This is a genomic window from Streptomyces katrae, assembly GCF_000717655.1.
Lineage (GTDB): Bacteria > Actinomycetota > Actinomycetes > Streptomycetales > Streptomycetaceae > Streptomyces > Streptomyces katrae_B.
Genome location: NZ_JNZY01000037.1, coordinates 46,509 through 67,616, shown reverse-complemented (window position 1 = coordinate 67,616; position 21,108 = coordinate 46,509). Strand labels below are relative to the sequence as shown.

Genomic DNA, 21,108 nt, shown 5'->3' with positions numbered 1-21,108 from the left:
TCCGCTGGGAAGTCCGCGACGACATCCACGAAGCCTTCCTCAGCCTCGCTTGCTCACTCATCTGCTGGCGACGCCTGAAGTCATTCCGATAGCAGTTCTTACTGGCCCGCATGGAAGCCGAACTGCTCCTGACCACCCTGATCACACGCCTTCCCGGCCTACGCCTGGCCATCGATCCCGGCAAAGTCGTGTGGCAGAAGGACGCCCTCATCCGAGGGCCCGTGGCCCTACCCGTCACGTGGTGACCCCGGCCCGGGAAGAATTCCCTGAGCGTCCGGTCCCGAGCCTTCTCGTCCGGTTGAATGGGTACCGTGACGGATGCCCTGGGATTCACCGAGGAAGACCTGCGCCGGCTGGCAGGGGCGCGCTCCTTCGAACGCGGGGTCGGCTATGTGTCGGCGGTGTCCCGGCTGGAGATCGGGGACGAGACGATCACCGCAACCGTGGACGGCAGCGACGCGTACGAGGTCGAGCTGACCGAGGACGAGGACGGCCGGCTCACCGGCTGGTGCGACTGCCCGTACGGGCGGGAGGGCAACTTCTGCAAGCACTGCGTGGCGGTGGGTCTGGTCGTTCTGGCACAGGCCGGATCAGTGCCGCAGCAGCGGTCGGCCGCCGCCTCGCGCACCCGCCTGCTGGACGACTGGCTGGAGTCCCGCACCCGCGAGGAACTGGCCGCCCTGGTAAGGGAACAGCTCGCCGGCGACCGTGGCTTGCGCCGCCGGCTCGAGCTGCGCGCGGCCACCGCCGGGGAGGACACCTCCATCGTCCGGGAGCGCATCCTGGCCCTCCTCGACACCCGCTCCTTCGCCCGCTACGGCTACGTCGAGTACGCCGACGCCCACGCCTACGGGCAGCAGGCGGCGGAGGCGGTCACCGCCCTGCGGGCGCTGACCGCGGGCGGCCGAGCCGGCGACGCGGTGGAGGTGGCCCGCGAGGCCCTCCGGGCTCTGGGCCGCGCGTACGGGGAGATCGACGACTCGGACGGCCTGATCGGGGACGTCGCCGCCGGCCTGGCCGAGGCGCACCTGGAGGCCTGCCTGTCCGCCCGCCCCGACCCGGTGGAGACCGCCGAGTGGCTGGTACAGCACCTGCTGGATGAAGACAACGTCACGGACATCGACCTCTTCGACTACCGGGAGGTCCTGGGTGAGCCGGGCATGACTCGAGCACGCGAAATGGTCGTGGCCGCCTGGCGGATCAACCCCAAGGCGTGGACCGAGAAGTACCTGATGGAACGCCTCCTGAAGGCGGACGGCGGCAGCGTGGACGCGCTGGTCGCCGTCCACGCAGCGGACCTCGCCCCGAACGGCCACACCCACCTGGTGATCGCCCGGGAGCTGGAGGGGGCGGGCCGCACGGCCGATGCCCTGGAGTGGGCCGAACGCGGGGTCCGGGAGACCGAGTCCGACCGGGGGCCGAGTGACGAGCTGGTCGCCTTCGTCTGCGACCGGTACGCGCGGGCCGGCCGCTTGGCCGATGCGGTCACGGTCCGCCGTGATGCGCTGCGGGCCCGTCCGTCCCTGGCCGCGTACCAGCATCTTCGTACAGCGGCCCGTGCGGCCGGAACCTGGGAGGGCACCGAGCGCGCAGCCGCCCTGGAGGTGCTGAAAGCCTCCGACCAGCCGATGAAGGGCCGTTGGTACGGCGGCGCGGTGCTGGTGGACGCGCTCATGGACGACGCCGACCTCGAGGCCGCCTGGCAGGCCGCCGCCGACGGATTCGCGGACCAGCATCAGTGGCTGCTCCTGGCCGACCGGATCCGGGACGGGCAACCGGCCGAGGCGCTGACCGTCTACCTGCGCTGGATCGAGCCACTGCGCAAGGAAACCGGTGATCGCGCGTACGAACGCATCACTCAACTGCTGCTCAGCGCCCGCGCCTGCCACCGCATACTGGGCACCGAGTCCGCGTTCGCCGCCTACCTGGCCGCCCTGCGCGCCGACCAGAAACGCAAGCGGAAGCTGATGGCGATGCTCGACCAACACGGTCTGTGAGGGGTGCCGGGCGGCGCCGGTTCCAGCCCCTGCCGCCACCCTGACGAGCAGACGAACCGCCCAACCTGACGGTCTACGGGTGGGCTCCCTCCGCATGTCGCTGCCCCCCTGGGATCGCGACTGCCTGTTGCGCTGTCGCGTTCGGAGAACTGCGGGACGACGCAGCTCCGGGCGGCGGCGGAGCCGCTCCGTCATGGTTGTGTCACCGGAGCGGCACAGCGCTGTATCCGCGGGAACTCCTGCGGGGCGCTTCGCCGTGTCCCTCGGCATGCGGGCCGGCGCGGGGCCGGTGGCGATCCTCGGGAGGTTCCCCATGCAGTACACAGCAGGTGTCCGACGGACCGCGGCCGCACTGGTGGCCGCAGCCGCGGCCGCTGCCCTGATGACGGGCTGCACGCCGTCCGGCGAGGCCGGCGCGGCCGACGGGCCTTCGCAGCCCGTGCAGTCACCGGCTCCCGGGGCCGCCGCGGGCGGCAGCGGTTCCGGCGGCACCGGGTCGGCGAAGCCTGCCGTCTCGGTCTCCCCCACCGCGTCCGGTGGTAAGGCAAAGCCCTGCACGCTCGACGACGTAAAGGTCACGGAAGCCCGCCAGGCTGCCGTCCGGCCGCCGGGCACGGGAACCGGCGCCGCCGTCGTCGCCGTCGCCAACGTCTCGAAGAGCGCCTGCACGCTGAAGGGATTCCCCACCGTCGCGGGTGCGGGCAACGGGTCCCCCGACAAGAACGTACCGCTCGCCACGACCCACAGCGGCTCGGCGGCCACGGTGTCGCTGGCCCCGGGTGCCCGTGCCTGGACCAAGCTCACCTTCGTCAACGTGCAGGGCGAGGCCGACGGATACTGCGAGTCCGGCGCGACGCCCGCCTCGTTCCCCACGCTCGTCGTCGGGGTCCCGGGCGCGGGCGCGCACCAGATCGCCCTCGACGACGGAGTCTTCGCCCTGTGCGACAACAAGGCCACGGTCACGGCCTATTCGGCGACGAAACCCTCGTGATGCGCTGTGGTGCGCCGGTACGCCGTTGCCCGTGTGCCGATGTTCCTGCGGCCCGGTCCGCCCGGCGCCTCGGGCGGTTCGGGCCACGGCAGGGCACCGATCGCGGTCTCGCCAGCCACCATCCACATCGGCCGTCCACGTGCCGAACACCGAGGTCAGGGCGTAGCCGGTCGGGGGCGCGCTCCAGGGTGATCCGCGGGATCCGCTCGCCATCCGCCTCGAAGCGGCACAAAACCCCAGTATGACGACAAGCCCGATTTATCGCATGTACGTGCGATTACGGTCCCAGGACGGCCGCTCGTGGCGCAACCGCGTCTTTTCGGGACGTCCGCCGAGCTGCGGAAGCGTGGCCGCGCCGAGCAGGCGGACAGCGCGGCCTCGGGGCGCACCGAGGCGGCGCTCATCCGCGGTACGGCCAGGGGGGCACGGTCAGACTGTGTCGGCGGGCAGGCTGCGGATGGAGGGGCGGCCACTGCACGGCCCGCTCAGTGCGTGGATCCGGGGGCCGATGGTCGGCGGCTACGAGTTACCGTCGAGTACCCACCGGTCGCAAGACCTCGCGACCACGAAGCCCACCCACACCGCTCCGATCAGCACCGGCCGCTCTTTTATCAAGATCGGCCCTTGGCGTCAAGCCACTTATTCAAGGGGCATGACGCACACTCCCAGGCAGGGTTTATTTGAAGTACGCCCCCACCGGGAAAGCACCGGAGAAACCGCAGGCCAAGGAATTTCCCCGGCCTATTCTGCGGGGCGGCTCACAAACTTTATTCATGCCCCGAATGGAGAATTCCCATGTTCGAGCGTTTCCCGACCCGTCGTATCGTTCTGGCCGGAGCTTCCCTGGCACTGGTCGGCGGCGGCATCGCCCTGCCGGCGACCGCCATGGCCGCACCCGTCGCCGCTCCGCAGCAGGCCGTCAGCCTCCTCCAGGACGACAGCGCCGACGGAATCGGTACCGGCGGCGACGCCAACGCCGAGAACACCACCGTCGGCGGCGAGGCCACGGGCGGCAACGCCAGCACCGGCGTCGGCAACTGCGAGGGCGGATGCGACATCCAGACCGGCAACGCCACCGGCGGTGACGCCAGCGCCGACGCCATCAACACCGGCGACGCCACCGCCGTCGGCGGCGACGGCACCGGCACGGGCGGCCAGGTGAACAAGCAGGAAATCAAGGAGCAGCTCAAGGACGAACTCAAGGCAAAGCTCGGCAAGTGAGACTCCACAACCCCATGGCTCCCGGGAAACACTCCCCGGGGAGCCGCCCAGCCCAGCAGACGCCGGAGAGGCCCACCACCTCTCCGGCGTTCGCACGCCCTGCCGCAACTCCCCCGCGTGCCCAGGTGTAGGGCCGAGGCAAGCAGTCGTTTCCCGCCTGCATAAAGTGGCCGCCATGACGAAGATCAAATCAATGACGGCGCTCGTCGTCGGGGCAGCGGCGTTGCTCGCCACCCTCCCCACGACCGCTGTCGCCGGTACCGCGCCACTCGTGACCACCGGTGCCACCTTCAACGACCCGACCGACCCGGCCCGGCAAGAAGCGGTCTTCACACACATCTCCCGCCTGATCGACGGCGCCGTACCCGGGTCGAGCATCAAGGTCTCGATGTACGTCCTCGGATCGGATTGGCTCGCGGGGCGGCTGAGTGCAGCGCACCTGCGCGGGGTGAACGTCGAGGTGATGCTGGACAGCGAGAGCCTCAAGCACCATGCGGGCTCCGGGACGTACGTGAAGCTCGTCGACGGGCTGGCCCAGAAGACCGACAAGTCCGGGGCCTCGTGGGTGCGCGTGTGCGCCGAGCACCAGGCGTGCCTGGCGAAGGATCCGAACCCGGCGGACGGGTACTACAGCGTCAACCACAACAAGTTCCTGCTCTTCTCCAGCACCACCGGCAGCTCCACGGGCACCGTTCCCGTCAACAACGTCGTCGTCCAGACCTCGGCCAACCAGACGGCCTGGGACCGCCAGAACGCGTGGAACGACGCCCTGACCGTGGTCGAGAACCCCGAGCTGTACTCCGCGTACGCCGGGTACTTCGGCGATCTGACCACGGCCCAGGCGGACCCGGCCAAGCAGGTCTCCGACTATCCGGCGGAATACCAGGCTGGCAAGGCGAAGGCGTACTTCTTCCCCCGGTCCGGCTCGGACGTCGTCCTCAACATCCTCAACACGGTGGACGATCCCGTCAGCGGCCAGCCGGTATGCCACGGCAACTCGGCGGGCTACGGCACGGCTGACGGCCGCACGGTGATCCGGATCGCCATGCACCAGATCACCCGTGCCGAGGTGGCCAAGAAGCTGTGGGAGCTCGACGACGCGGGCTGCTACGTCGACATCGTGTACCGCAAGCTCGACAACACCGGCACCGCGATCGCCGACCAGCTCGCCAAGCCGACCAAGTTCGGCGGGATCACACTGCACAAGCTGGACGACGACGCGGAAGGCCGTACGGCGACGCACTCCAAGTACCTGCTGATCGAGGGAACCTACAAGGGCCTCCCCGACCAGAAGATCGTCTTCACCGGCAGTCACCCCTACACGGTGAGCGGGCTCGTCAGCAACGACGAGGCGCTGCTCAAATACCAGGACCCGGCGGTGCACGACGCCTACCGGGAGAACTTCCGTGCTCAGCGCACCGCCGCTGACCGCCAGAACGGTTAGCAGTGCAGCAGTGCGGGCCGCCACCCGGCGAGGGGGGGCGGCCCGCACTGCTGCGCAGGTCAGCGACTCCTGCCGCGGGGACCGAGTACCGTCGGGTCCCTCTCCTGTCTAACTCGTCTTGACGCTCGTGCGGACCGCCTCTGCGGTGTGCCCGGACGCCTCCGATTCCTGGGGCGTCTCGGGCAGGTTGTTGCGCGACGGCCTGCCGAGGAGCCAGCTCAGCAGCGGACCGGCCATCGCGGTCGTGACCACGGCCATGACGACCATGAGCGAGTAGAGTCCCTTGTCGAGGAAGCCCAGCTGCAGACCCACGTTCAGGACGATGAGCTCGGTCAGGCCCCGGGTGTTCATCAGCGTGGCAAGGGCAGCTGACTGCCGCACCGGCATCCGGTTCAGCCGGGCGGCCGTGAACGCGCCGATGAACTTGCCGCCGACGGCCACCAGGAGGATCAGCGCCAGGGCTCCCAGCCCGTCCATGTTGAGCCCCGACAGATCGACCTTGAGGCCGGCGACGAGGAAGAACACTGGCAGCAGCAGCGTGCCGTTCATCTCCCCCAGGCGCTCTTCCACCTTCTCGCGGAGCTGCTCGGTGCCGGTGCGCGGGAGGATCACGCCGAAGAGGAACGCGCCGAAGATGTAGTGCAGACCCACCCACTCGGTGGCAGCGGCGGACAGCAGCAGGCCCGCGATGATGCACCCGAACACGGTCGGGGTGAGCCGGACCGCGGGCCGGCGGGCGGCGTAGCGCTGCAGCAGAGGGCGCAGGACGAAGAGCATGCCGAGCAGGTAGGGGATCGCGAGCAGGATGCGCCACTGGTCGCCGTCTGCGGAGCCGCTGATGGCTACCACGGCGGCGAGGACCGACCATGCCAGGACGTCGTCGATGGAAGCGCAGGCCAGCGCCACCACGCCGAGCGGGGTCCGTGTCATGTTCCGGTCGGTGAGGATGCGGGCCAGTACCGGGAACGCGGTGATCGACATGGCGATGCCCATGAACAGCATGAACGCCGTCTGGTTGTCGGTGCCGTAGTCGTTCATCAAGTAGAGCGCCAAGACCGTGCCGAGGCCGAAGGGCACCACGATGGAGCTGAACGAGATGCCGACGGCAAGGCTGCCGCTGCCGCGTATCAGCTTGGCGTCCCACTCGAGGCCGACGATGAACATGAAGACCGCGACTCCGACCGCGGCCAGCGCGCTGAGCAGTGGCCGGATGGACACGGGGAACAGGGCGTCGGAGATGGCGCCGTGGAACAGGGTCGGTCCCAGCGCTATGCCGGCGAGGACCTCACCGATCACCGCCGGCTGTCCGAGCCGCCGGGCCAGCGCGCCGAGTACGCGTGCCAGGATCACGATGGCGGCGAGGCCGAGGAGGAGTGAGGTGGTCTGATGGGTGTTCATACGGTCCGTCTCCGTAAGGCGGGCTGTCCTTTGACCCGTTGGGGCAGCATGTGCGGGTGGTCAGGTGCCCGGCGAGGGCCTGGTGCGGTCACCGGGGGCTGGTGGGGGGTACGTGAAGCGGGTTGCGGTTCACGGGGCTTCTCAGGAACTGTGCGCCTCCCACGAAGAGCCACGCTGCACTACCACCGGAGAATGACTCGAGAATCCCTGACCTTGCCGGGGGCGAGGGTGGGCTGGCAGCGGTACGCGGCCCGGATGGAGGTCTCCTCGTCCGCGCTGATCACGCATTCCTCATCGCCGAGTTGTTCGCCCTGCCAGGTGCGGGCGTAGAGGTCCAGCACCAGGCAGCCTTCAGCCGGCAGCCGGGGCCGACGATGAAGATCCAGGTCCTTCAGGCTGAGCCACCCGCGACGGCATGAGGGTGCATGGGGAGAGTTCGCCGTACCGACCTGGTGCGGCAAGGGCCGTACGGTGGAAACCACCGCCTTGGCCGCGGCACTCTCACTCTGGACCGACCTGCGCCCCGCCTTCGACGCCCTCTACACCGGTCTGGACCGTGAGGCGCTGAGCAGGCGTTACGACTGGTTCGAGCGGACAGGGCACCCGAATTGCGTGAGGTGGTGGGTCTCCGGCGGCGTGATACCCCTGGCAGGACGGGTCTGCAGGCTGGAACACCTCCACGCCCACGGCTCCGCGCCGCACGCCTTCACCTTCCACCACTCGTTCGCCCCGGAGGGACTCCGACCGGGATCAAAGGCACCGGACCGAAGAGCGACCAGGTGCGCTGACAAGGAAGCCTGAACGACTGGGCACTGCCCCCGCACCAGACACAACGCAGGCTCCACAGTCAACCCCCGAAGGATGTACGGAGCCGACCACCAAGGCGCTGAGGATCTCTTTCGGTCCCCTGGTGCGTGACACTCTGGCGGACGTGCGCCACTGCGAGCCACCAGCCGCCGTCGCCCGGGGGATGCAGGGCCAGGGGCCGTTATGCGAGGGCGCCGTCGACCCGGTCCGTATCGCGCCAGCGCCGGAGGCCAACGCCCGGTTCGCCCCCTTCGTCGAAGCCCCGGCCAGGTCATTGAAGCCGAACACTTCGGTGTCTCCGTCGTCTCGGCGGCTTCCTGACCGTGGACGTCGCCGTCCCGAGGCGCCGGTTCGCCCCGTCACCGCGCGCCAGAGCCACCCCGCCATCCGGGTTCCCCGGAGCGACACCCTGGCGCACTGCGCCTGGTCCGGCACCCGCCTGCCCACCGGGGCCGATGGGGCACGGGCTCCGCGACGGGCTCTTCCGCGTGGCCGCGGACCCCAGCCCGGCCCACTGGACCGACACGGCAGTCCTCGCAGCGGATTCGACACGGGCGAGAGACTGCCGAGGCGACGCGCTCGGCGTACTCGGCGTACTCGGCGTACTCGGCGTACTCGGCGTACTCGGCGTACTCGGCGTACTGTCACAGCGCTCGTTGCACGTCCGGCCCGGAACCCCGTGGGTTCCGGGCCGGCGCTGCGGGCGGCGTCAGCCCCTGGCGGAGAAGATCCTCTTGAAGAGGTCTTCGTCCTCGTCCTCGTCGCCTCCGGGCCGGACTGCCCCGTCGGAGTGCTCGGGGTGCTCGGCGGGCTCGGCGTGCTCAGCGGGCTCGGAGTGCTCAGCGGGCTCGGAGTGCTCAGCGGGCTCGGAGTGCTCAGCGCGCTCGGCGGGCTCGAAGGCCACGGCGACAGCCTTGATGTCGCCGACCTTCTCACCCGGGCCGGCGGCTACGACCGGCTCACCGCTGCACGTGGCGTTGTCGAAGAGCAGGGCGACCATGTCGGAGTCGTTGGCAACCTCCTCGACGGCACCGTCGGTGACCGCCAGCTCGTGGCACTTGCCCTCGGTCAAGTCACTGATCTGCGCAAGCTGGCTCTCTCCGTCCTTGAGGAAGACATAGTTGAAGGACTGGCCGTCGTCGGCGAACGCCTGGGCGCCCGCGGGGAGAGTGAGCGCGAGGGCTCCGGCGAGGGCGACGGCTGCGGTACGAAGACGCATGGGGATTCCATTCTTCCGTGTTGTGGATGCCGGTCGGCAGACACCCATCCGGAGCGTAGGAGTACGCCTTGCCCGAGAGCGGGACCTTGCGGTGGCACGGTCGGAGGTTCACCCGAGTTGCCCTGACGCATCCCACCTGCGGCCTCGGTACCAAGCCGCTCCCCACGGCTTCCCGCCGCACCGGGCCGGCCGGGGACCGCTCGTGGGCCATCCACGGTGGCTGCCTGGTTCGCGGCCATCGGCAACGGTCACCTACCAGGGCGTCGAGCCGGGTGATCGCCACCGGCACCTTCGATTTCGACGCCGCCGGCCGCATCCCCGCCATCCACAACGTGGCCAATCCGGACAGGCTCCAGGCCATCGTCTAAGCACCACTCACCGCGTCGGGACGCGGTGGGCCCTGTACGAGACCGTCCGCAGACGGAGGGCGAAGGCAGCACCGCGAGGAGCCGCGGCGGACCGAGCGGTGCCCGGTGCCGGTTGGTGTGGCAGTGTTCGCGCACGACATCACCCAGTCGGTGCGACCGCTGGCCGAGCGGCTGTACGACATCAGGCCCGGCCGCGGTTCAGGCCGCCATACATCGCTCCGTGCCCCACGACGGTGCTCGGGCAGCAGCGGCAGGTCCACCGGGGACTTCACCGCACCGTCCGCACACAGCACCGCGTCCGCCAGCTCGAACAACTCATCGCGCCGGGCGGTCAGACACTCGTAGCGAGCGGAACATGAGGCGCGGTATCCCTACGCTTCGGCCTCTGGGGACCATCCCAGTCCGGAGCGCGAACGACAGTGACCCGGCTGCCCGGTGCCAACGCACCCGTCGGCCATCTATGGCTCAAGGGACGACCGAGGATGTGCTCTATCGCCCGGCGGTCATACACGTCGGCAGGAACAGAACCGGAACTGTCTGTCATGCCGCCCACCCTGCCCGCATCGCTTCAGGGGCGCCAGAAGGTGAAGAACAAGCCGAGGGCCCGTCTCCAAACGTTGCTGTTGACCGTTTCACCTGCCCTGATGCAGCCTCGATCTTGGTCATGGGCGAGGCTGGGCACATGGAGATCAGAAGGGGCCACAAGGGCGATGCCATCGCGGTTGCGACGCTGCACGCCGAGAGCTGGCGTACGGCTTATGCGGGAATCATGCCCACCAGTTTCCTGGGAGGACCGCTCCTGGAAGATCGTCTGGAGCTGTGGCGCGGAAGATTGGACGAGCCGCTCGCGGGGGCGGCTCTGTTCGTGGCGGAGAGGGCGTCTGAAACTGATGGTTTCGCCTATTTGATGCCTCAGCCTGATGGCCGGGTCTTGTTGGACAACCTGCACGCGAGATCAGGCCGCACCGGGTTCGGGATCGGCGGCCGGCTCTTGGCGCACGCCCTGGCCTGGGCAGCCGAGGAGCACCTGGGCAGGCCGGTCTACCTCGAAGTGCTGCGCGCCAACACCCGCGCCATCGCCTTCTACGAGCGGCATGGCGCCCTTCGCACCGATGAGCGGGTCTGCCAGTTCGAACAGGGCTTTGAGCTGCCTGAACTCGAGTACACCTGGCCGATCACCTCACCCGCGTAGGCCAGGGACGGTGTGCACTCCCTGGGGAGGCTCGGAGGACCCCTCCCCAGGGCCCGGCACGTGCCGTGCCACCGGTTACGGCAGGCCGCCTTCGGGCGAACGACCGGGAGACGGCAGGTGTGGCCTCCGCGACGGGTGGCGGAGCGCTGGACCCCGCGCGCCGCGCCGCCACGACTGCTCCGGACGCCGGGAGCGACATCGAGAACGGCCTGGTCATCGACCGCCGGCGGCGGATCGTGGTGTCCGGCTCGTCCGAACTCGGCGGGGCGGGTGGTGTGCAGTGGCGGGTGCAGCGCTTCACCCCGACGGCGCGGTGGACTGCACCTTCGGCAGAAAAAACGGCACGGTCCTGACACCCGCGACGGGCGGTGCGGAGACTTCGCGCTCGGCCGCTATCTATCCGCCGGCAGGCTGGACCGGAGCTTCGGCATCCGCGGCAAGGTATTCACCCCGGTGGCGCCGGGCACGGGGGACGACGCGGCGCAGGCAGTGCAGTTCCAGCGCGAGGGCCGGATCGTCGCCGCCGGCTTCACCGGCACCGGGCCGGGAACCGAAGGCCGGGGCTTGGCGCTGGCCCGCTACCTTCCCGACGGGCGTCCGGACCGGGGCTTCGGTACGACGGGCTTGTCGTGCGCGATGCCGCGGGCGGGCGGGACCAGTTCAAGAACATGACACTGGACGAGCGCGGGCGCATCGTGGCCGTGGGATCAGCCGAACTCGGGACCGGGCGGGGCGGGACGGGACGGGGCGGGACCAGTTTTGCCGTGGCTCGCTCCCGGCAGGACGGCCGGCCTGATCAGGGCTTCGGCTCGGACGGCCTCGTGGTGACGCCGGTGGCGGCGGACGATGGGCTGGGCCTTGCCGGGGCCGTCGCGATCGACGGCAAGGGGCGGCTCACGGTCGGCGGATCGGCCGAGGCGGGCGGCCCCTTCGGCCTGGCGCTGGCCCGTACCTGCGGACGGGCAGCTGGACAGCCGGTTCGGCGAAGCCGGCCGGGTACTGACGAACGTCGGTCCGGGCGCGACGGACGACGAGATCTACGGCATCGCGCCACAGAGCGCCTGGCCTCCTGATAACGGCAGGCGGATGCGACCAGCCCACGACGGGCCGCGACGTCTGCCTGACTCGATACCTCGTCGGCAGGCAGGCGCACCCGCGCACCGGCTGGGAAGCAATTCCCCACTCGACACCGGACAGTCAGTGGCGCCGTATCACCACACCATGATCCACAGCTCAAGATCACTTCGACGCCACCGGCCCCGGCTCAGCGCCTCGCGCCGCTCCCGCCAGTTCCACATCAACAGCGTCACGCTCTGGTCCCAGGAGGCGGGCAACACTCGGGCGGGCCACGCGCAGCGGTGGCACGCAGGACACCCCGCACGCACTTGATGGCCGGGCTTGGCGATACGCCTCAAGGGAAAGTGATGTCACACCCATCATGACAGGTCAGCGCATGTTTTCGTAGGAGGAACAGCACAGCGGACCAGCCTTGTTCGGCCCTCTCCGGGGCACCCACAATCTCCGTTATGAATCACTCGGGGAAAGTCGATCAGGACGACATTGTGCGAGCGCGGAATGTGCTGCTCGCCTCGGGACGCCGCACGCCGCGCGAGGAAGTCGACGCCTATCGCGTGCTCGCCCAGGTCAGCCCCGCCTCGTACCTACCGCTCTTGGCCAGGGCCCTGCAACGTCTGAGCTACGACACTGGCTCCGGCAAAAGGCATGCATCCTCTCTGGCTCTGTGCGAGGAAGCGGTGGCCGCGGCGCGGTCCATCGATCCGGCCGAACCAGCCCGCGCGGGCGCTCTGTACCAGGCCCTCAACACGTGCCAGAGAGAGCTGTACACCGTGGGCCGACGCGCCGACGGACTCGCCATGCGCGCCGAGATGATCGCCATCAGCCGTGCACAGGCCGAACTGTCCGGAGTCCCCGTGGTCAATGGGCTGCATGAGTGGGCTGCCGGACTCTCCGAGGAAGGCCGGTATGCCGAAGCTGCCGATGTCCTGACCGAGTTGGTTGCAGCGATCCTGCCCGGCGGGCCCCGCAGCGGGGCTCTCGCCTGGTCACTCCTGGAGTGGATCGCCGCCCTCCATGACGCCGGCCGCTCCGACGAAGCACTCGCCGCTTTCGAGACACTCGTCAACATGGAAGCGGCCGAAGCCGCGAACGGCGGCGACTCGATAGCCTGCCATCTCTACTCGCTCATCGGGTACGCACGGATGCTCGACACCCACGGCCGAGGCCGGCAGGCGGCCCTCGTGCGGCAAGAGGCACTCACCTTGCTGACGGAGTTGGCCGATACCGGTGAGCGAAATTCCTGGGGTGGCTACCAGGCGTCGTTCTGGGCGGTCCTGCTGACCTTCTCCGGCGCCGAAAGCGATCGGCCTGCGTCCGACGGGCCGCGTCCGCCCTCGGGGGCTGCGCCCATCCAGTGGTCGCCCGATGTCAAGCAGCGCTACTTCGACAGCCGTCATACCCTCCGCGAAGAGGTGGACACCCTCGCTCCGCGAGCCGCCGAAGACCCGGACCGGCACCTGGCCGAACTGGTCCGCCTGCATCGCGTCCTCACCATCCGCTCCGCCGTCTACTGGCAGAACCGCACCCACCTGTCCGCGGAGCAAGTGCGCTCCCTGTTCGACGACGGTGTGAGCCTGGCCCGCCGACTGTCTCAGCACGACCCGGCAGAGGGAACGCGAACACTGGCCGGCATCCTGATCGACCGATCGACCTTCCACACCGCCACCAGCGAGTTCCAGCCCGCCCTCGCCGACTTCCGCCAAGCCCTGAGCTACCTGGGGGAGGCAAATGAGCCGACCGGGACACCGGGACAGCGTCCGCCCCAGGACTCGTGACAAGCAGCTCGCGCCGGACTGAGGAACATCGGCGGTTCCGCAACTTCCAACAATCCGGGTCGCCCGTACCGATCGGCATGAGCGATTCTCCGAATCGAACGATTCCGCTTGGGCCGCGTCCGGCAGCGCCACCAGCGGGGAAACGGCCGATCTGACGCCTGCCCGCCGGTACGCACCGGCCTGCGAGCAGATCCTCACGCCTTTGCGTCGACCGCTTCCACCAGCGTGACCATGACCTCGACTGCCTGGTCGTCCGTGAGCCCTTGCTCCCGGCACAGAGAGCGCCACGTCGAGAACGAAGCGGCATGCCCGATCACCGCCCGCCGGACCGGGGCGTCGGCCTCAGACCAGGCACCGGCCAGCACCTCGACGTAGTTTCGGCTCATCGCCGCTCGAGCCTCGCGGACCGACTCGGGTACGGCGTGCTGGTCGCGGATGACCAGCGTCAGCATCTGCTCGCCCGCGCGATAGAAGCGGTAGAGGTCGGCGAGCCCGGCCGTGAGTCGCTCGAGGGGACTCTCGAACGCACTCCACCGTTCGGGCCGGGGCAGCTGCTGCCGCGACAGCCAGTGCCCCGAGCACGCCTCGAACAGGGCGGTCTCATCCGGAAAGTGCCGGTACACCGTCAGCCGAGTGACACCGGCACGCTCGGCGATCGCCGCGATGCTCGTCGACGCCGGGCCGGCGGTGCCGTGCAGATGCACCGCGGCTTCGATGATGCGCTGCCGCGTCCGGCCCACATCCTCGGCGCGTTTGCGCATCTCGTAGCCACGCGGTGCCGCCGAACGCTGCTGATCACTCAATTGTTGACGTCCTGCCGTATGCGGTGGAGACTTTTTAAGAGAACACCAGTGTATCTCCAAATTCTGTCGAGGAGTGATCGCCATGACAGAGCCGCTGGCCCCGCCGCTCACCATCGTTCGCCCCGGCGAGGGCTCCGAGGGCTTCCTCGGCTCGATCGGCGTCGCCTTCAAGCTGTGGGGGGAAGACACCGGCGGCGCAGTCTCCGTCGTTGAGCACCCCTTCCCGGTCGGGGCACTGGTGCCGCCCCACCTGCACACCCGAGAGGACGAGTACTCGATCGTCACCGAAGGCGAGATCGGGTTCCGTTCCGGCGACCGTGAAACCGTTCTGGGCGCCGGCGGCTACATCACCAAGCCGCGCGGGGAACTGCACACGATGTGGAACGCCGGGCCCGTCCCCGCCCGAATGATCGAGATCATCAGTCCGGCCGGATTCGAACACTTCTTCCGCGAGGTGGCCGAGATGCTCGCCGATGGGCAGCCGCAGGCCGAGGACGCAGTACCGGTGCTCGCCGCCAAGTACGGGCTCGTGCTCGGGAAGCCCGCCTGGCTGCCCGACGTCATCTCCAGGTTCGGCCTGACGCCCCCGCCAGGCCTCTGACCCAGCCACGGGGCCCCACCGGACTAGGCCGACGTTGACGGCGGCGCACCCGGCCCACCGGGCCACTCGTTGCATCCCGTGGAGGCCAGGCGCCCGACGCTCCGCGGCCGAGGCGAGGAACGCCGAGCTGGATTCAGCACCGGCTCAACGACCTCACGGAGCCTTACATGGCACGCTCCTGAACGGGATCCCCGGATGCCAGGTGATGGTCTGGATCGTCGGCGGGGGCGGCGGCACGCAGCGCTGCCTCAACCCGGCGGTTGCTGGTCATGGTCGACGTGACGGCGGTCATGGTGAGGAGGAGGCCGGCGGCGGTGTAGAGCGGCGTGCGCACGTCGTAGGTGGTGGCCAGCCAGCCGCCGAGGAAGGCGCCGAAGGGGGCGGCGCACATGGCGAGCATGCGGGAGGTGGAGGCGACCCGGCCCATCAGATGGGCGGGGACGATCGCCTGCCTGAGGGAGGGGCCGAGCACCATCGTGGCGCCCATGCCCGCTCCGCAGACGGCGAGCGCGAGGCCGGCGACGTACGGGTTCGGGGCGGCGGCCAGGCCCAGGATGGCGAGTCCCTCGACTGCGGCCGTGCAGGTCAGCGCGGTGCCGGTGCCGAGTCGTCGGCCGAGGAGGGAGGCGATGCCCGCGCCGAGCAGACCGCCGGTGGCCTCCGCCGTGAGGAGCAGGCCGAAGCCGAAGGTGTCGATGCCTAGACGATCGTGCGCGAAGAGGGCGAGCACGGTCTCCACGGCGAGGAAGGCGATGTTCCCGACCGCCGGACGCAACGCGAGCCCGAGCAGCAACTGATCCCGCAATACGTACGAGGCGCCGGCCCGCGCCTGCCGCAGCAGCGACTCACGGGCCTGCGGTACGGGCCGGGGCGCGGCAGGCAGCGACCGGACGAGCAGTGCGGAGAGCGCGAACGAAACCGCGTCGGCGAGCAGCGGGACCGCCCGCCCGAGCGCGAGCAGGGCACTGCCCGCAGGCGGCCCGGCGAAGCCGGACGCGGCGGTCTGGGTGCCGCGCAGGCGGGAGTTGGCGCGCTCCAGGAGCGCGGGGTCGCGGCCGAGCAGATCCGGCAGATAGGCCGTGGCGGCCGTGTCGAAGAAGAGTCCGCCGAGACCGAGGAGGAAGGCGACGGCTGCGAGCAGCGGAATGCTCAGCACGTCGAGTGCGGCTGCTGTCGCCGGTATAGCGAGCAGCACCGCACGCGCCGCGTCCGTGACCCACATCGTGCGCCGACGGTCCCAGCGGTCCACCAGCGCACCGCCGAGCACCCCGAAGAGCAGCCACGGCAGCGTTCCGGCGGCCGTGACGACGGCGAGCGCCATCGGATCCCGCGTCAACGTCAGCGCGAGCAGCGGCAGCGCTGCATGCGTCACCCCGTCCCCGAGCGAGGACACCGTCTGCGCAGTCCACAGCCGTCCGAAACCGGCCGGCAACTTCCGGACAACTGTGGTCACTTGGCCTCCCCTTCGGCCTGCACGCGCGATGCCGGGTGGAACAGTGCGAAGACGAGAGACGCGTCCGGCAGCGAGGGATCGGACAGTTCCCGGTACTCGTCCGCCAGCGCCTGCAGCCGCGCTCCCAGCTCCGCGAACTGCTCCTCGGTGAGCCGCAGATGCGCCATCCGCACGTGCCGCTCGCAATCGGCCGGCGCTGCCTCCAGGTCCGCCACCGCATGCCGCATCAGCACGTCCGGCCCTCCCTCGCCCGGATCCGGCAGCACGATCGCCCGCGCGGCCATGGCGTAGTACCGCTCGGTGACCCCCCGGACCTTCCGCGTTCGTACCACCTTCACCAGGCCGGCCCGCTCCAGCAGCCGTACGTGGTAGCTGGAACTCCCCTTCGCAAGGCCCACCCGCTCGGCGATCTGCGTGATCGTCGCAGGCTCGAAGCGGAGCACGGCCATGATCCGGTGACGCGTGAGATTCGAAACGGCGCGCAGCTGGTCGTCAGTGGTGACGTGGAACGTCTCGGGAAGATCATCGGTAGGCATGCGCTAATGGTCAACAACTCTTGACCATTAGGCAAGGGGATTTTCGCTTCTCATGCCGAAGCGCCGGCCCCGAGGCGTGGGAACCGGCGCCGTAAACGGGCCAGGCAAGGACGGGAGGCGCTTCAGAACAGGGCGTCGTGACCGCCGGGCGCTGCTCTCACCGGGCCAGCGGGAGCGGGGCCCGGTTGATGGCGCCCCGACGCCAGCGCACCTCTTCGGGCGGCACTGCAAGCCGCAGCCCCGGTGCCTTCGGAGCAGCGTCGACAGCACCGCGTGGTGATGGATCCTGGTGAGCGCAGCGCGGTTGCGCACGAGGCGGCGCAGCCGCGTGTGCTCGGGGGCGTCGGTGCGGCCGATGCCCCGGGCGGCAGCGACGTCGCGGGGTGTCATGCCGGTCACCGGACGGTCGACGGTGAGCGCACGGCTGAACCGCGGATCGGAGGTCACCTCCTTGACGTATTCGTAGCGGGTCAGCAGCCAGGCGTGGCCTCCGCCGTACCGCATCCGGACCAGCGCGACGGGCTCTTCGCGGACGAGCCGGTGCAGGAGGGGATCGAAGTGGAGGGCGTCGAGGTGTTCCACCGGCCAGTAGTGCACGGTCGTCGGGCCGCTGGGGCCAAGGGGTTCCCCGCTCCTCGCGCACGGCAGCGGAACGGCCGTTTCGGCGGCGGCGGGCGTACGGCCCCCTTCACCGGGCGGCCTCCTGCGAGCCCGCCGACGCGGGGACGGCCGGTGCCGCAAGCGCGCGGGGCGGGATGTGCCGCAAGGGGGTGAGCTGTTCGATGTCGTAACGGATCCGGAGCCTTTCCACGGCCGCCTGGTCGATCTCGCCGCCGCTGTTCAGCAGCTCGAGCAACTCCTCGAAGTAGCGCTCGTGGTCCGGGGGTGGAGCTGCCTGGAGCAGCATCCTGGCAGGGCTGCCGGTCGGGTTGGCGAAGGCGTGCGGGCAGCCGGGCGGCACCAGGATCATCGTGCCGGCCGTGGCCCGTACGTGTCGCCTGCCGGAGGGGGACTCCCACTCCCGCCAGTCGTCCCGGATCCGGACCTTCGGCTCGAAGGCCATCACATCGAGTTCGCCTTCGATGAGGTAGAACAGTTCCTCACTGCGGCTGTGGGTGTGGGCACCGACGTCGAAGCCCGGTGGCACCGTCACCTCGAAGGTGGACGCGACGGCCGAGTGGGCGCCCGTCACCTTGAACGTCACTTCCTGCGCGGCGGTCTTGATGGTCCGGCCACTGCCGGGCGGCACGATCAGGCCCTCGGCGCGGCCGGTGTCGCATGCGTACACGGATGTCTCCCTCGGGTATCGGTCCGGTCGCCGGGTCCCCACGCCACCGGCAGCTTCTCGGGACCGCGGATCAACGTTCCCTAAGTGCACTCGCTGCGCATCGGCCGTCTGTGCCGCGGCCAGAACGGACGCGGGAGCGCGGGCGGGCGCGGGCGGGCGCAGCGCGGCGCTGCCCCCCTGCCGTGCCCGCGGGAGGGCGGGAGCCCGCCCTTCCACGGCCCGGGCACCGTCGGCGGCCGCCCCGACCAGCACCGTTTCCGTCGCCGACGTCCAGCGGCCGAGCGCCATCTCCGCCGTGATGCCCGGGCCGAAGCCCGCGAGAAGGCCCTGGGCGCCTTCCTCCACGCCGCCTTCGTCGAACAGGCGGGCCAGGGCGTCCAGCACGACGACGCTGGCGACGTTCCCGTACTCGGTGAGCGTGGCGCGGCTGAAACGGAAGGCTTCCGGCGCGACGCCCAGGAACGTGGAGAGGTCGTCGAGGATTCGAGGGCCACCCGCGTGCACGATGTAGAAGCCGAGCCGGGAAACGTCCCAGCCGTGCTGCCCCGCCATACCTGCCAGGACCGGAGCCAGCGCCTCCATCGTTCCCGGAACGCGTTTGTCGAGGAGGAAATGGAATCCGGTGTCGCGCACCGCGTAAGCGATCCAGTCCTCCGTCCCCGGCACCAAATGGGAGCCGTTGCGCTCCAGCCGGATTCCCGTACCGCCCTCACCCCGCACCACGGCCGCGGCGACGGCGTCGCCGAACAGACCGTTGGACAGCAGCGTGCCGACACCCAGGTCGGTCGGCTGGTAGCTCAGCGAGCAGAACTCGCACGCCACGATCAGCACGTTGGCCCCCGGATAGGCCGCACAGAAGTCGTGAGCACGGTTGACGGCCGCGCCTCCCGCAGCGCAGCCGAGCTGGGCGATCGGCACCTGCCGCGTATCCGGCCGGAAATCCATGGTGTTGATCAACCACGCCGTGAGGGACGGCATCATGAAGCCGGTGCACGAGACGTAGACGATCAGATCGATGTCACGTGCCGACAGCCCGGCGCTCGCCAGCGCCTCCCGCACCACCTGCGGGACCCGGGCTTTCGCCTGCGTCTCGTACAGCTTGTTGCGGGCCTCGAATCCGGGGTGGCGCAGGGTGTCCTCGAGCGGCTGCACGAGATGCCGTTTACCCACGCCGGTGTTCTCGATCAACCGCAGGGCGAGCCCCAGTTGGGGATGGTCCTGGTGCACGGTGCGCACCAAGCCGAGCGTCTCCTCTGCGGTGATGACGTACTCGGGCACGGCGACGGCAGGACGGCATAAGACAGCCATGGACACGCATCCCAGCGGTGATGGAGAGACGCCCCGGCGTGGGTGACGCGTTCCGGGCGGGCGGCTGAACAGCCTCGACCCATCGTCGCAGCCCGTGAGCGCAAACCGGTCCGATAGTGCTCAGCAGTACACAAAAGTGTCATCAGGAGAACGCTGCTGTTCACAGACACCCGTCCGACCGGGTCACCCCGGCGTTCCCAGGTTCCGCAATTGCGGCTCCTGGACGGCTCAAGCACCTCACCCCTCTGGCCGTCCGCGACTTCCCCGCCGGACGGCGACCGCCCTCGGACTCCACACGGCACGATCAACCCTCAAGTCGGCGTTGGGCAGCCCCGTTCAGGCAAGCCGCACCGCCATCAGACGCCGTTGTCACGGGCCGCGCGATGCCGGCTGGCGGGTGCACGGCCGGACGGTCGGGTCAGCGCAGACCGGTGAAGAGATCGTTCTCGGGTACGGCCGCGCCGGTGGCGTCCTTGACACGTACGAAGGTCTCCATGCCCATCAACTCGCCGAACCTCTCCTTGCCCATCTTGACGAAGAAGATGTTCTCGCCCTGGCTGGCGTGTGCGGCGAGCGCGTCGAACTTCTGACCGCTGAATGCGGTGGTGTCCACCCACGTGGTGATCTCATCGTCGGGGAGGCCGATGTCGGCCAGCGCGGCAGCCTCGGCAGGATCCGGCTCCGGCATGTCCTCATGGAACTCGCGCATGATCTTGCCGAACCGCTCCATCGCCGAGCGCGGCATCGTCGTCCAGTACACCTTCGGTGTCAGCGCGGTCATCTCGAGCGCCGCCATCGTGATGCGGTGGGCCTGGATGTGGTCGGGATGGCCGTAGAAGCCGTTCTCGTCATAAGTGACGACCACATCGGGCCGGTAGTGCTGCATGAGGGCCGCGAGCCGGGCGGCGCCTTCCTCCACGGGGGTCTGCCAGAAGGATCCAGGGGCGTCGTTGCTCGGCCAACCCATCATCCCGGAGTCGGCATAGTCCAGCATCTCCAGATCACTGACGTTCAGGACGTCACAGCTCGCCTCGAGTTCTTGACGGCGCATCAAGGCCACGGCCGCCGGATCGTGCCCGGGATCGCCCGGCTTGACACCCCCCGGCCCGTCACCGCAACCGCCGTCGGTACACGTCACGAGAACCGTGCGGATGCCCTCTGCCGCGTACCGCGCGAGGACTCCTCCCGTTCCGGTGGCCTCGTCGTCGGGGTGGGCGTGCACGGCCATGAGTGTCAAGGGCCGGTCAGTCATGAAGGAGTCCTCCTGCAGAGAAATGTGTGGGTCCGAGTGCGCGGCGGGCGTTCCGCGATCCCGGGAGGCCGGATCCTGCCGGGGCGGATGACATTGTTCCCACCCCTGCAGCGCCAGACCCCCGGTCGATGCAACGATGCCTGCTGGACCGGCTATTCCCGGCGCGGCGGCTCGGCTTTCCCATGCATCGGCATGCCCCCGCCCACTTCGGCATCGACGTCGAAGCATGCGGGAGGAGGCAGGCACCCGGGGTGCGGAGGCGCTGCGGATGACCGTCATGGCGATGTGTTCGGGGGCCGCGGGTGTGAGGGGCGGTGCCGGCTCGTCCCCCTCGGGTGCGCGCCCGGGGCAGCTTCACGACCGCTACGAGCAGGGCGA

The 21,108-nt window shown here is 69.7% G+C and carries 18 protein-coding genes and 6 pseudogenes; 13 read left to right on the top strand and 11 right to left on the bottom strand.

Features of this window, described 5'->3' with window-relative positions; genetic code table 11:
* Window positions 1-98 precede the first annotated feature (98 nt).
* The 5 genes and pseudogenes from IF09_RS47485 to IF09_RS0131860 all read left to right on the top strand — a co-directional run.
* Window positions 99-245, top strand: a pseudogene (locus IF09_RS47485) (cytochrome P450); the annotation flags it as partial.
* 66 nt (window positions 246-311) lie between these two features.
* Entirely contained in the window at window positions 312-1,997 is a 1,686-nt protein-coding gene (locus IF09_RS0131875; RefSeq protein ID WP_051833210.1) for an SWIM zinc finger family protein, read from the top strand.
* A gap of 313 nt (window positions 1,998-2,310) precedes the next feature.
* Entirely contained in the window at window positions 2,311-2,988 is a 678-nt protein-coding gene (locus IF09_RS0131870) for a DUF4232 domain-containing protein (RefSeq protein WP_030301694.1), read from the top strand.
* Between the two features lie 795 nt (window positions 2,989-3,783).
* Window positions 3,784-4,209 (top strand): hypothetical protein, encoded by a 426-nt coding sequence (locus tag IF09_RS45095; protein WP_030301692.1) that lies wholly within the window; start codon window positions 3,784-3,786, stop codon window positions 4,207-4,209.
* 175 nt (window positions 4,210-4,384) lie between these two features.
* Window positions 4,385-5,653, top strand: coding sequence for a phospholipase D-like domain-containing protein (locus tag IF09_RS0131860; RefSeq protein WP_030301690.1), 1,269 nt, complete (start codon window positions 4,385-4,387; stop codon window positions 5,651-5,653).
* Window positions 5,654-5,761: 108 nt separating this feature from the next.
* Here the strand turns inward: IF09_RS0131860 and IF09_RS0131855 are convergent, their stop codons facing one another.
* Both IF09_RS0131855 and IF09_RS45965 read right to left on the bottom strand, forming a co-directional pair.
* Window positions 5,762-7,051, bottom strand: coding sequence for a cation:proton antiporter (locus IF09_RS0131855; RefSeq protein ID WP_030301688.1), 1,290 nt, complete (start codon window positions 7,049-7,051; stop codon window positions 5,762-5,764).
* A 179-nt stretch (window positions 7,052-7,230) separates the two neighbouring features.
* The gene (locus IF09_RS45965; RefSeq protein ID WP_158710101.1) at window positions 7,231-7,392 is read right to left on the bottom strand and encodes a hypothetical protein; all 162 of its coding nucleotides are present in this window, start codon (window positions 7,390-7,392) and stop codon (window positions 7,231-7,233) included.
* 79 nt (window positions 7,393-7,471) lie between these two features.
* On the opposite strand from IF09_RS45965, the pseudogene IF09_RS43705 reads away from it, so the two are divergent.
* Both IF09_RS43705 and IF09_RS48635 read left to right on the top strand, forming a co-directional pair.
* Window positions 7,472-7,839 (top strand): annotated as a pseudogene (locus tag IF09_RS43705) (DUF3291 domain-containing protein); the annotation flags it as partial.
* Window positions 7,840-8,021: 182 nt separating this feature from the next.
* A pseudogene (locus tag IF09_RS48635) lies at window positions 8,022-8,372 on the top strand (SUMF1/EgtB/PvdO family nonheme iron enzyme); the annotation flags it as partial.
* 195 nt (window positions 8,373-8,567) lie between these two features.
* Here IF09_RS48635 and IF09_RS47480 read toward each other — a convergent pair.
* On the bottom strand, window positions 8,568-9,077 hold the full coding sequence (locus IF09_RS47480; protein WP_030301685.1) for a hypothetical protein: 510 nt from the start codon (window positions 9,075-9,077) through the stop codon (window positions 8,568-8,570).
* A gap of 204 nt (window positions 9,078-9,281) precedes the next feature.
* Here IF09_RS47480 and IF09_RS43700 point away from each other — a divergent pair.
* A pseudogene (locus tag IF09_RS43700) lies at window positions 9,282-9,439 on the top strand (RNA polymerase subunit sigma-24); the annotation flags it as partial.
* 193 nt (window positions 9,440-9,632) lie between these two features.
* Here IF09_RS43700 and IF09_RS47475 read toward each other — a convergent pair.
* Window positions 9,633-9,780 (bottom strand): annotated as a pseudogene (locus tag IF09_RS47475) (transposase); the annotation flags it as partial.
* Window positions 9,781-10,127: 347 nt separating this feature from the next.
* On the opposite strand from IF09_RS47475, the gene IF09_RS0131835 reads away from it, so the two are divergent.
* The 4 genes from IF09_RS0131835 to IF09_RS0131820 all read left to right on the top strand — a co-directional run bounded on the left by IF09_RS0131835 (window position 10,128) and on the right by IF09_RS0131820 (window position 13,489).
* Entirely contained in the window at window positions 10,128-10,637 is a 510-nt protein-coding gene (locus IF09_RS0131835; RefSeq protein ID WP_030301684.1) for a GNAT family N-acetyltransferase, read from the top strand.
* A 119-nt stretch (window positions 10,638-10,756) separates the two neighbouring features.
* The gene (locus IF09_RS45960; RefSeq protein ID WP_030301683.1) at window positions 10,757-10,990 is read left to right on the top strand and encodes a hypothetical protein; all 234 of its coding nucleotides are present in this window, start codon (window positions 10,757-10,759) and stop codon (window positions 10,988-10,990) included.
* A 276-nt stretch (window positions 10,991-11,266) separates the two neighbouring features.
* Window positions 11,267-11,710: a hypothetical protein gene (locus IF09_RS45950; RefSeq protein WP_199920514.1), complete on the top strand. Its 444-nt coding sequence runs from the start codon at window positions 11,267-11,269 to the stop codon at window positions 11,708-11,710.
* A 453-nt stretch (window positions 11,711-12,163) separates the two neighbouring features.
* On the top strand, window positions 12,164-13,489 hold the full coding sequence (locus IF09_RS0131820) for a hypothetical protein (protein ID WP_051833207.1): 1,326 nt from the start codon (window positions 12,164-12,166) through the stop codon (window positions 13,487-13,489).
* A gap of 194 nt (window positions 13,490-13,683) precedes the next feature.
* On the opposite strand, the gene IF09_RS0131815 is transcribed toward IF09_RS0131820, so the two are convergent.
* The gene (locus tag IF09_RS0131815) at window positions 13,684-14,292 is read right to left on the bottom strand and encodes a TetR/AcrR family transcriptional regulator (protein ID WP_234321218.1); all 609 of its coding nucleotides are present in this window, start codon (window positions 14,290-14,292) and stop codon (window positions 13,684-13,686) included.
* Between the two features lie 82 nt (window positions 14,293-14,374).
* Here IF09_RS0131815 and IF09_RS0131810 point away from each other — a divergent pair, with 82 nt between their 5' ends.
* Window positions 14,375-14,893, top strand: coding sequence for a cupin domain-containing protein (locus IF09_RS0131810; protein ID WP_030301677.1), 519 nt, complete (start codon window positions 14,375-14,377; stop codon window positions 14,891-14,893).
* Window positions 14,894-15,056: 163 nt separating this feature from the next.
* On the opposite strand, the gene IF09_RS0131805 is transcribed toward IF09_RS0131810, so the two are convergent.
* The 6 genes and pseudogenes from IF09_RS0131805 to IF09_RS0131785 all read right to left on the bottom strand — a co-directional run bounded on the left by IF09_RS0131805 (window position 15,057) and on the right by IF09_RS0131785 (window position 20,730).
* The gene (locus IF09_RS0131805) at window positions 15,057-16,346 is read right to left on the bottom strand and encodes an MFS transporter (RefSeq protein ID WP_030301675.1); all 1,290 of its coding nucleotides are present in this window, start codon (window positions 16,344-16,346) and stop codon (window positions 15,057-15,059) included.
* Entirely contained in the window at window positions 16,343-16,882 is a 540-nt protein-coding gene (locus IF09_RS0131800; RefSeq protein ID WP_030301673.1) for an ArsR/SmtB family transcription factor, read from the bottom strand. The genes IF09_RS0131805 and IF09_RS0131800 overlap by 4 nt, the downstream gene beginning before the upstream one ends.
* Window positions 16,883-16,909: 27 nt before the next feature.
* Window positions 16,910-17,464 (bottom strand): hypothetical protein, encoded by a 555-nt coding sequence (locus IF09_RS0131795; protein WP_158710099.1) that lies wholly within the window; start codon window positions 17,462-17,464, stop codon window positions 16,910-16,912.
* Window positions 17,465-17,570: 106 nt separating this feature from the next.
* Window positions 17,571-18,170, bottom strand: coding sequence for a cupin domain-containing protein (locus tag IF09_RS46530; protein ID WP_199920513.1), 600 nt, complete (start codon window positions 18,168-18,170; stop codon window positions 17,571-17,573).
* Window positions 18,171-18,371: 201 nt separating this feature from the next.
* Window positions 18,372-19,478: pseudogene (locus IF09_RS46525) on the bottom strand (type III polyketide synthase); the annotation flags it as partial.
* 418 nt (window positions 19,479-19,896) lie between these two features.
* A complete protein-coding gene (locus IF09_RS0131785) occupies window positions 19,897-20,730 on the bottom strand; it encodes a PIG-L family deacetylase (protein ID WP_030301666.1) in 834 nt (277 codons plus the stop codon).
* Window positions 20,731-21,108: the final 378 nt, after the last annotated feature.

Coding starts and splice junctions, on each gene's coding strand:
- IF09_RS0131785 (WP_030301666.1), bottom strand. CDS start 20,730: ATGACTGACCGGCCCTTGACACTCATGGCCGTGCACGCCCACCCCGAC.
- IF09_RS0131810 (WP_030301677.1), top strand. CDS start 14,375: ATGACAGAGCCGCTGGCCCCGCCGCTCACCATCGTTCGCCCCGGCGAG.
- IF09_RS0131800 (WP_030301673.1), bottom strand. CDS start 16,882: ATGCCTACCGATGATCTTCCCGAGACGTTCCACGTCACCACTGACGAC.
- IF09_RS45095 (WP_030301692.1), top strand. CDS start 3,784: ATGTTCGAGCGTTTCCCGACCCGTCGTATCGTTCTGGCCGGAGCTTCC.
- IF09_RS47480 (WP_030301685.1), bottom strand. CDS start 9,077: ATGCGTCTTCGTACCGCAGCCGTCGCCCTCGCCGGAGCCCTCGCGCTC.
- IF09_RS0131835 (WP_030301684.1), top strand. CDS start 10,128: ATGGAGATCAGAAGGGGCCACAAGGGCGATGCCATCGCGGTTGCGACG.
- IF09_RS0131860 (WP_030301690.1), top strand. CDS start 4,385: ATGACGAAGATCAAATCAATGACGGCGCTCGTCGTCGGGGCAGCGGCG.
- IF09_RS0131855 (WP_030301688.1), bottom strand. CDS start 7,051: ATGAACACCCATCAGACCACCTCACTCCTCCTCGGCCTCGCCGCCATC.
- IF09_RS0131870 (WP_030301694.1), top strand. CDS start 2,311: ATGCAGTACACAGCAGGTGTCCGACGGACCGCGGCCGCACTGGTGGCC.
- IF09_RS0131820 (WP_051833207.1), top strand. CDS start 12,164: ATGAATCACTCGGGGAAAGTCGATCAGGACGACATTGTGCGAGCGCGG.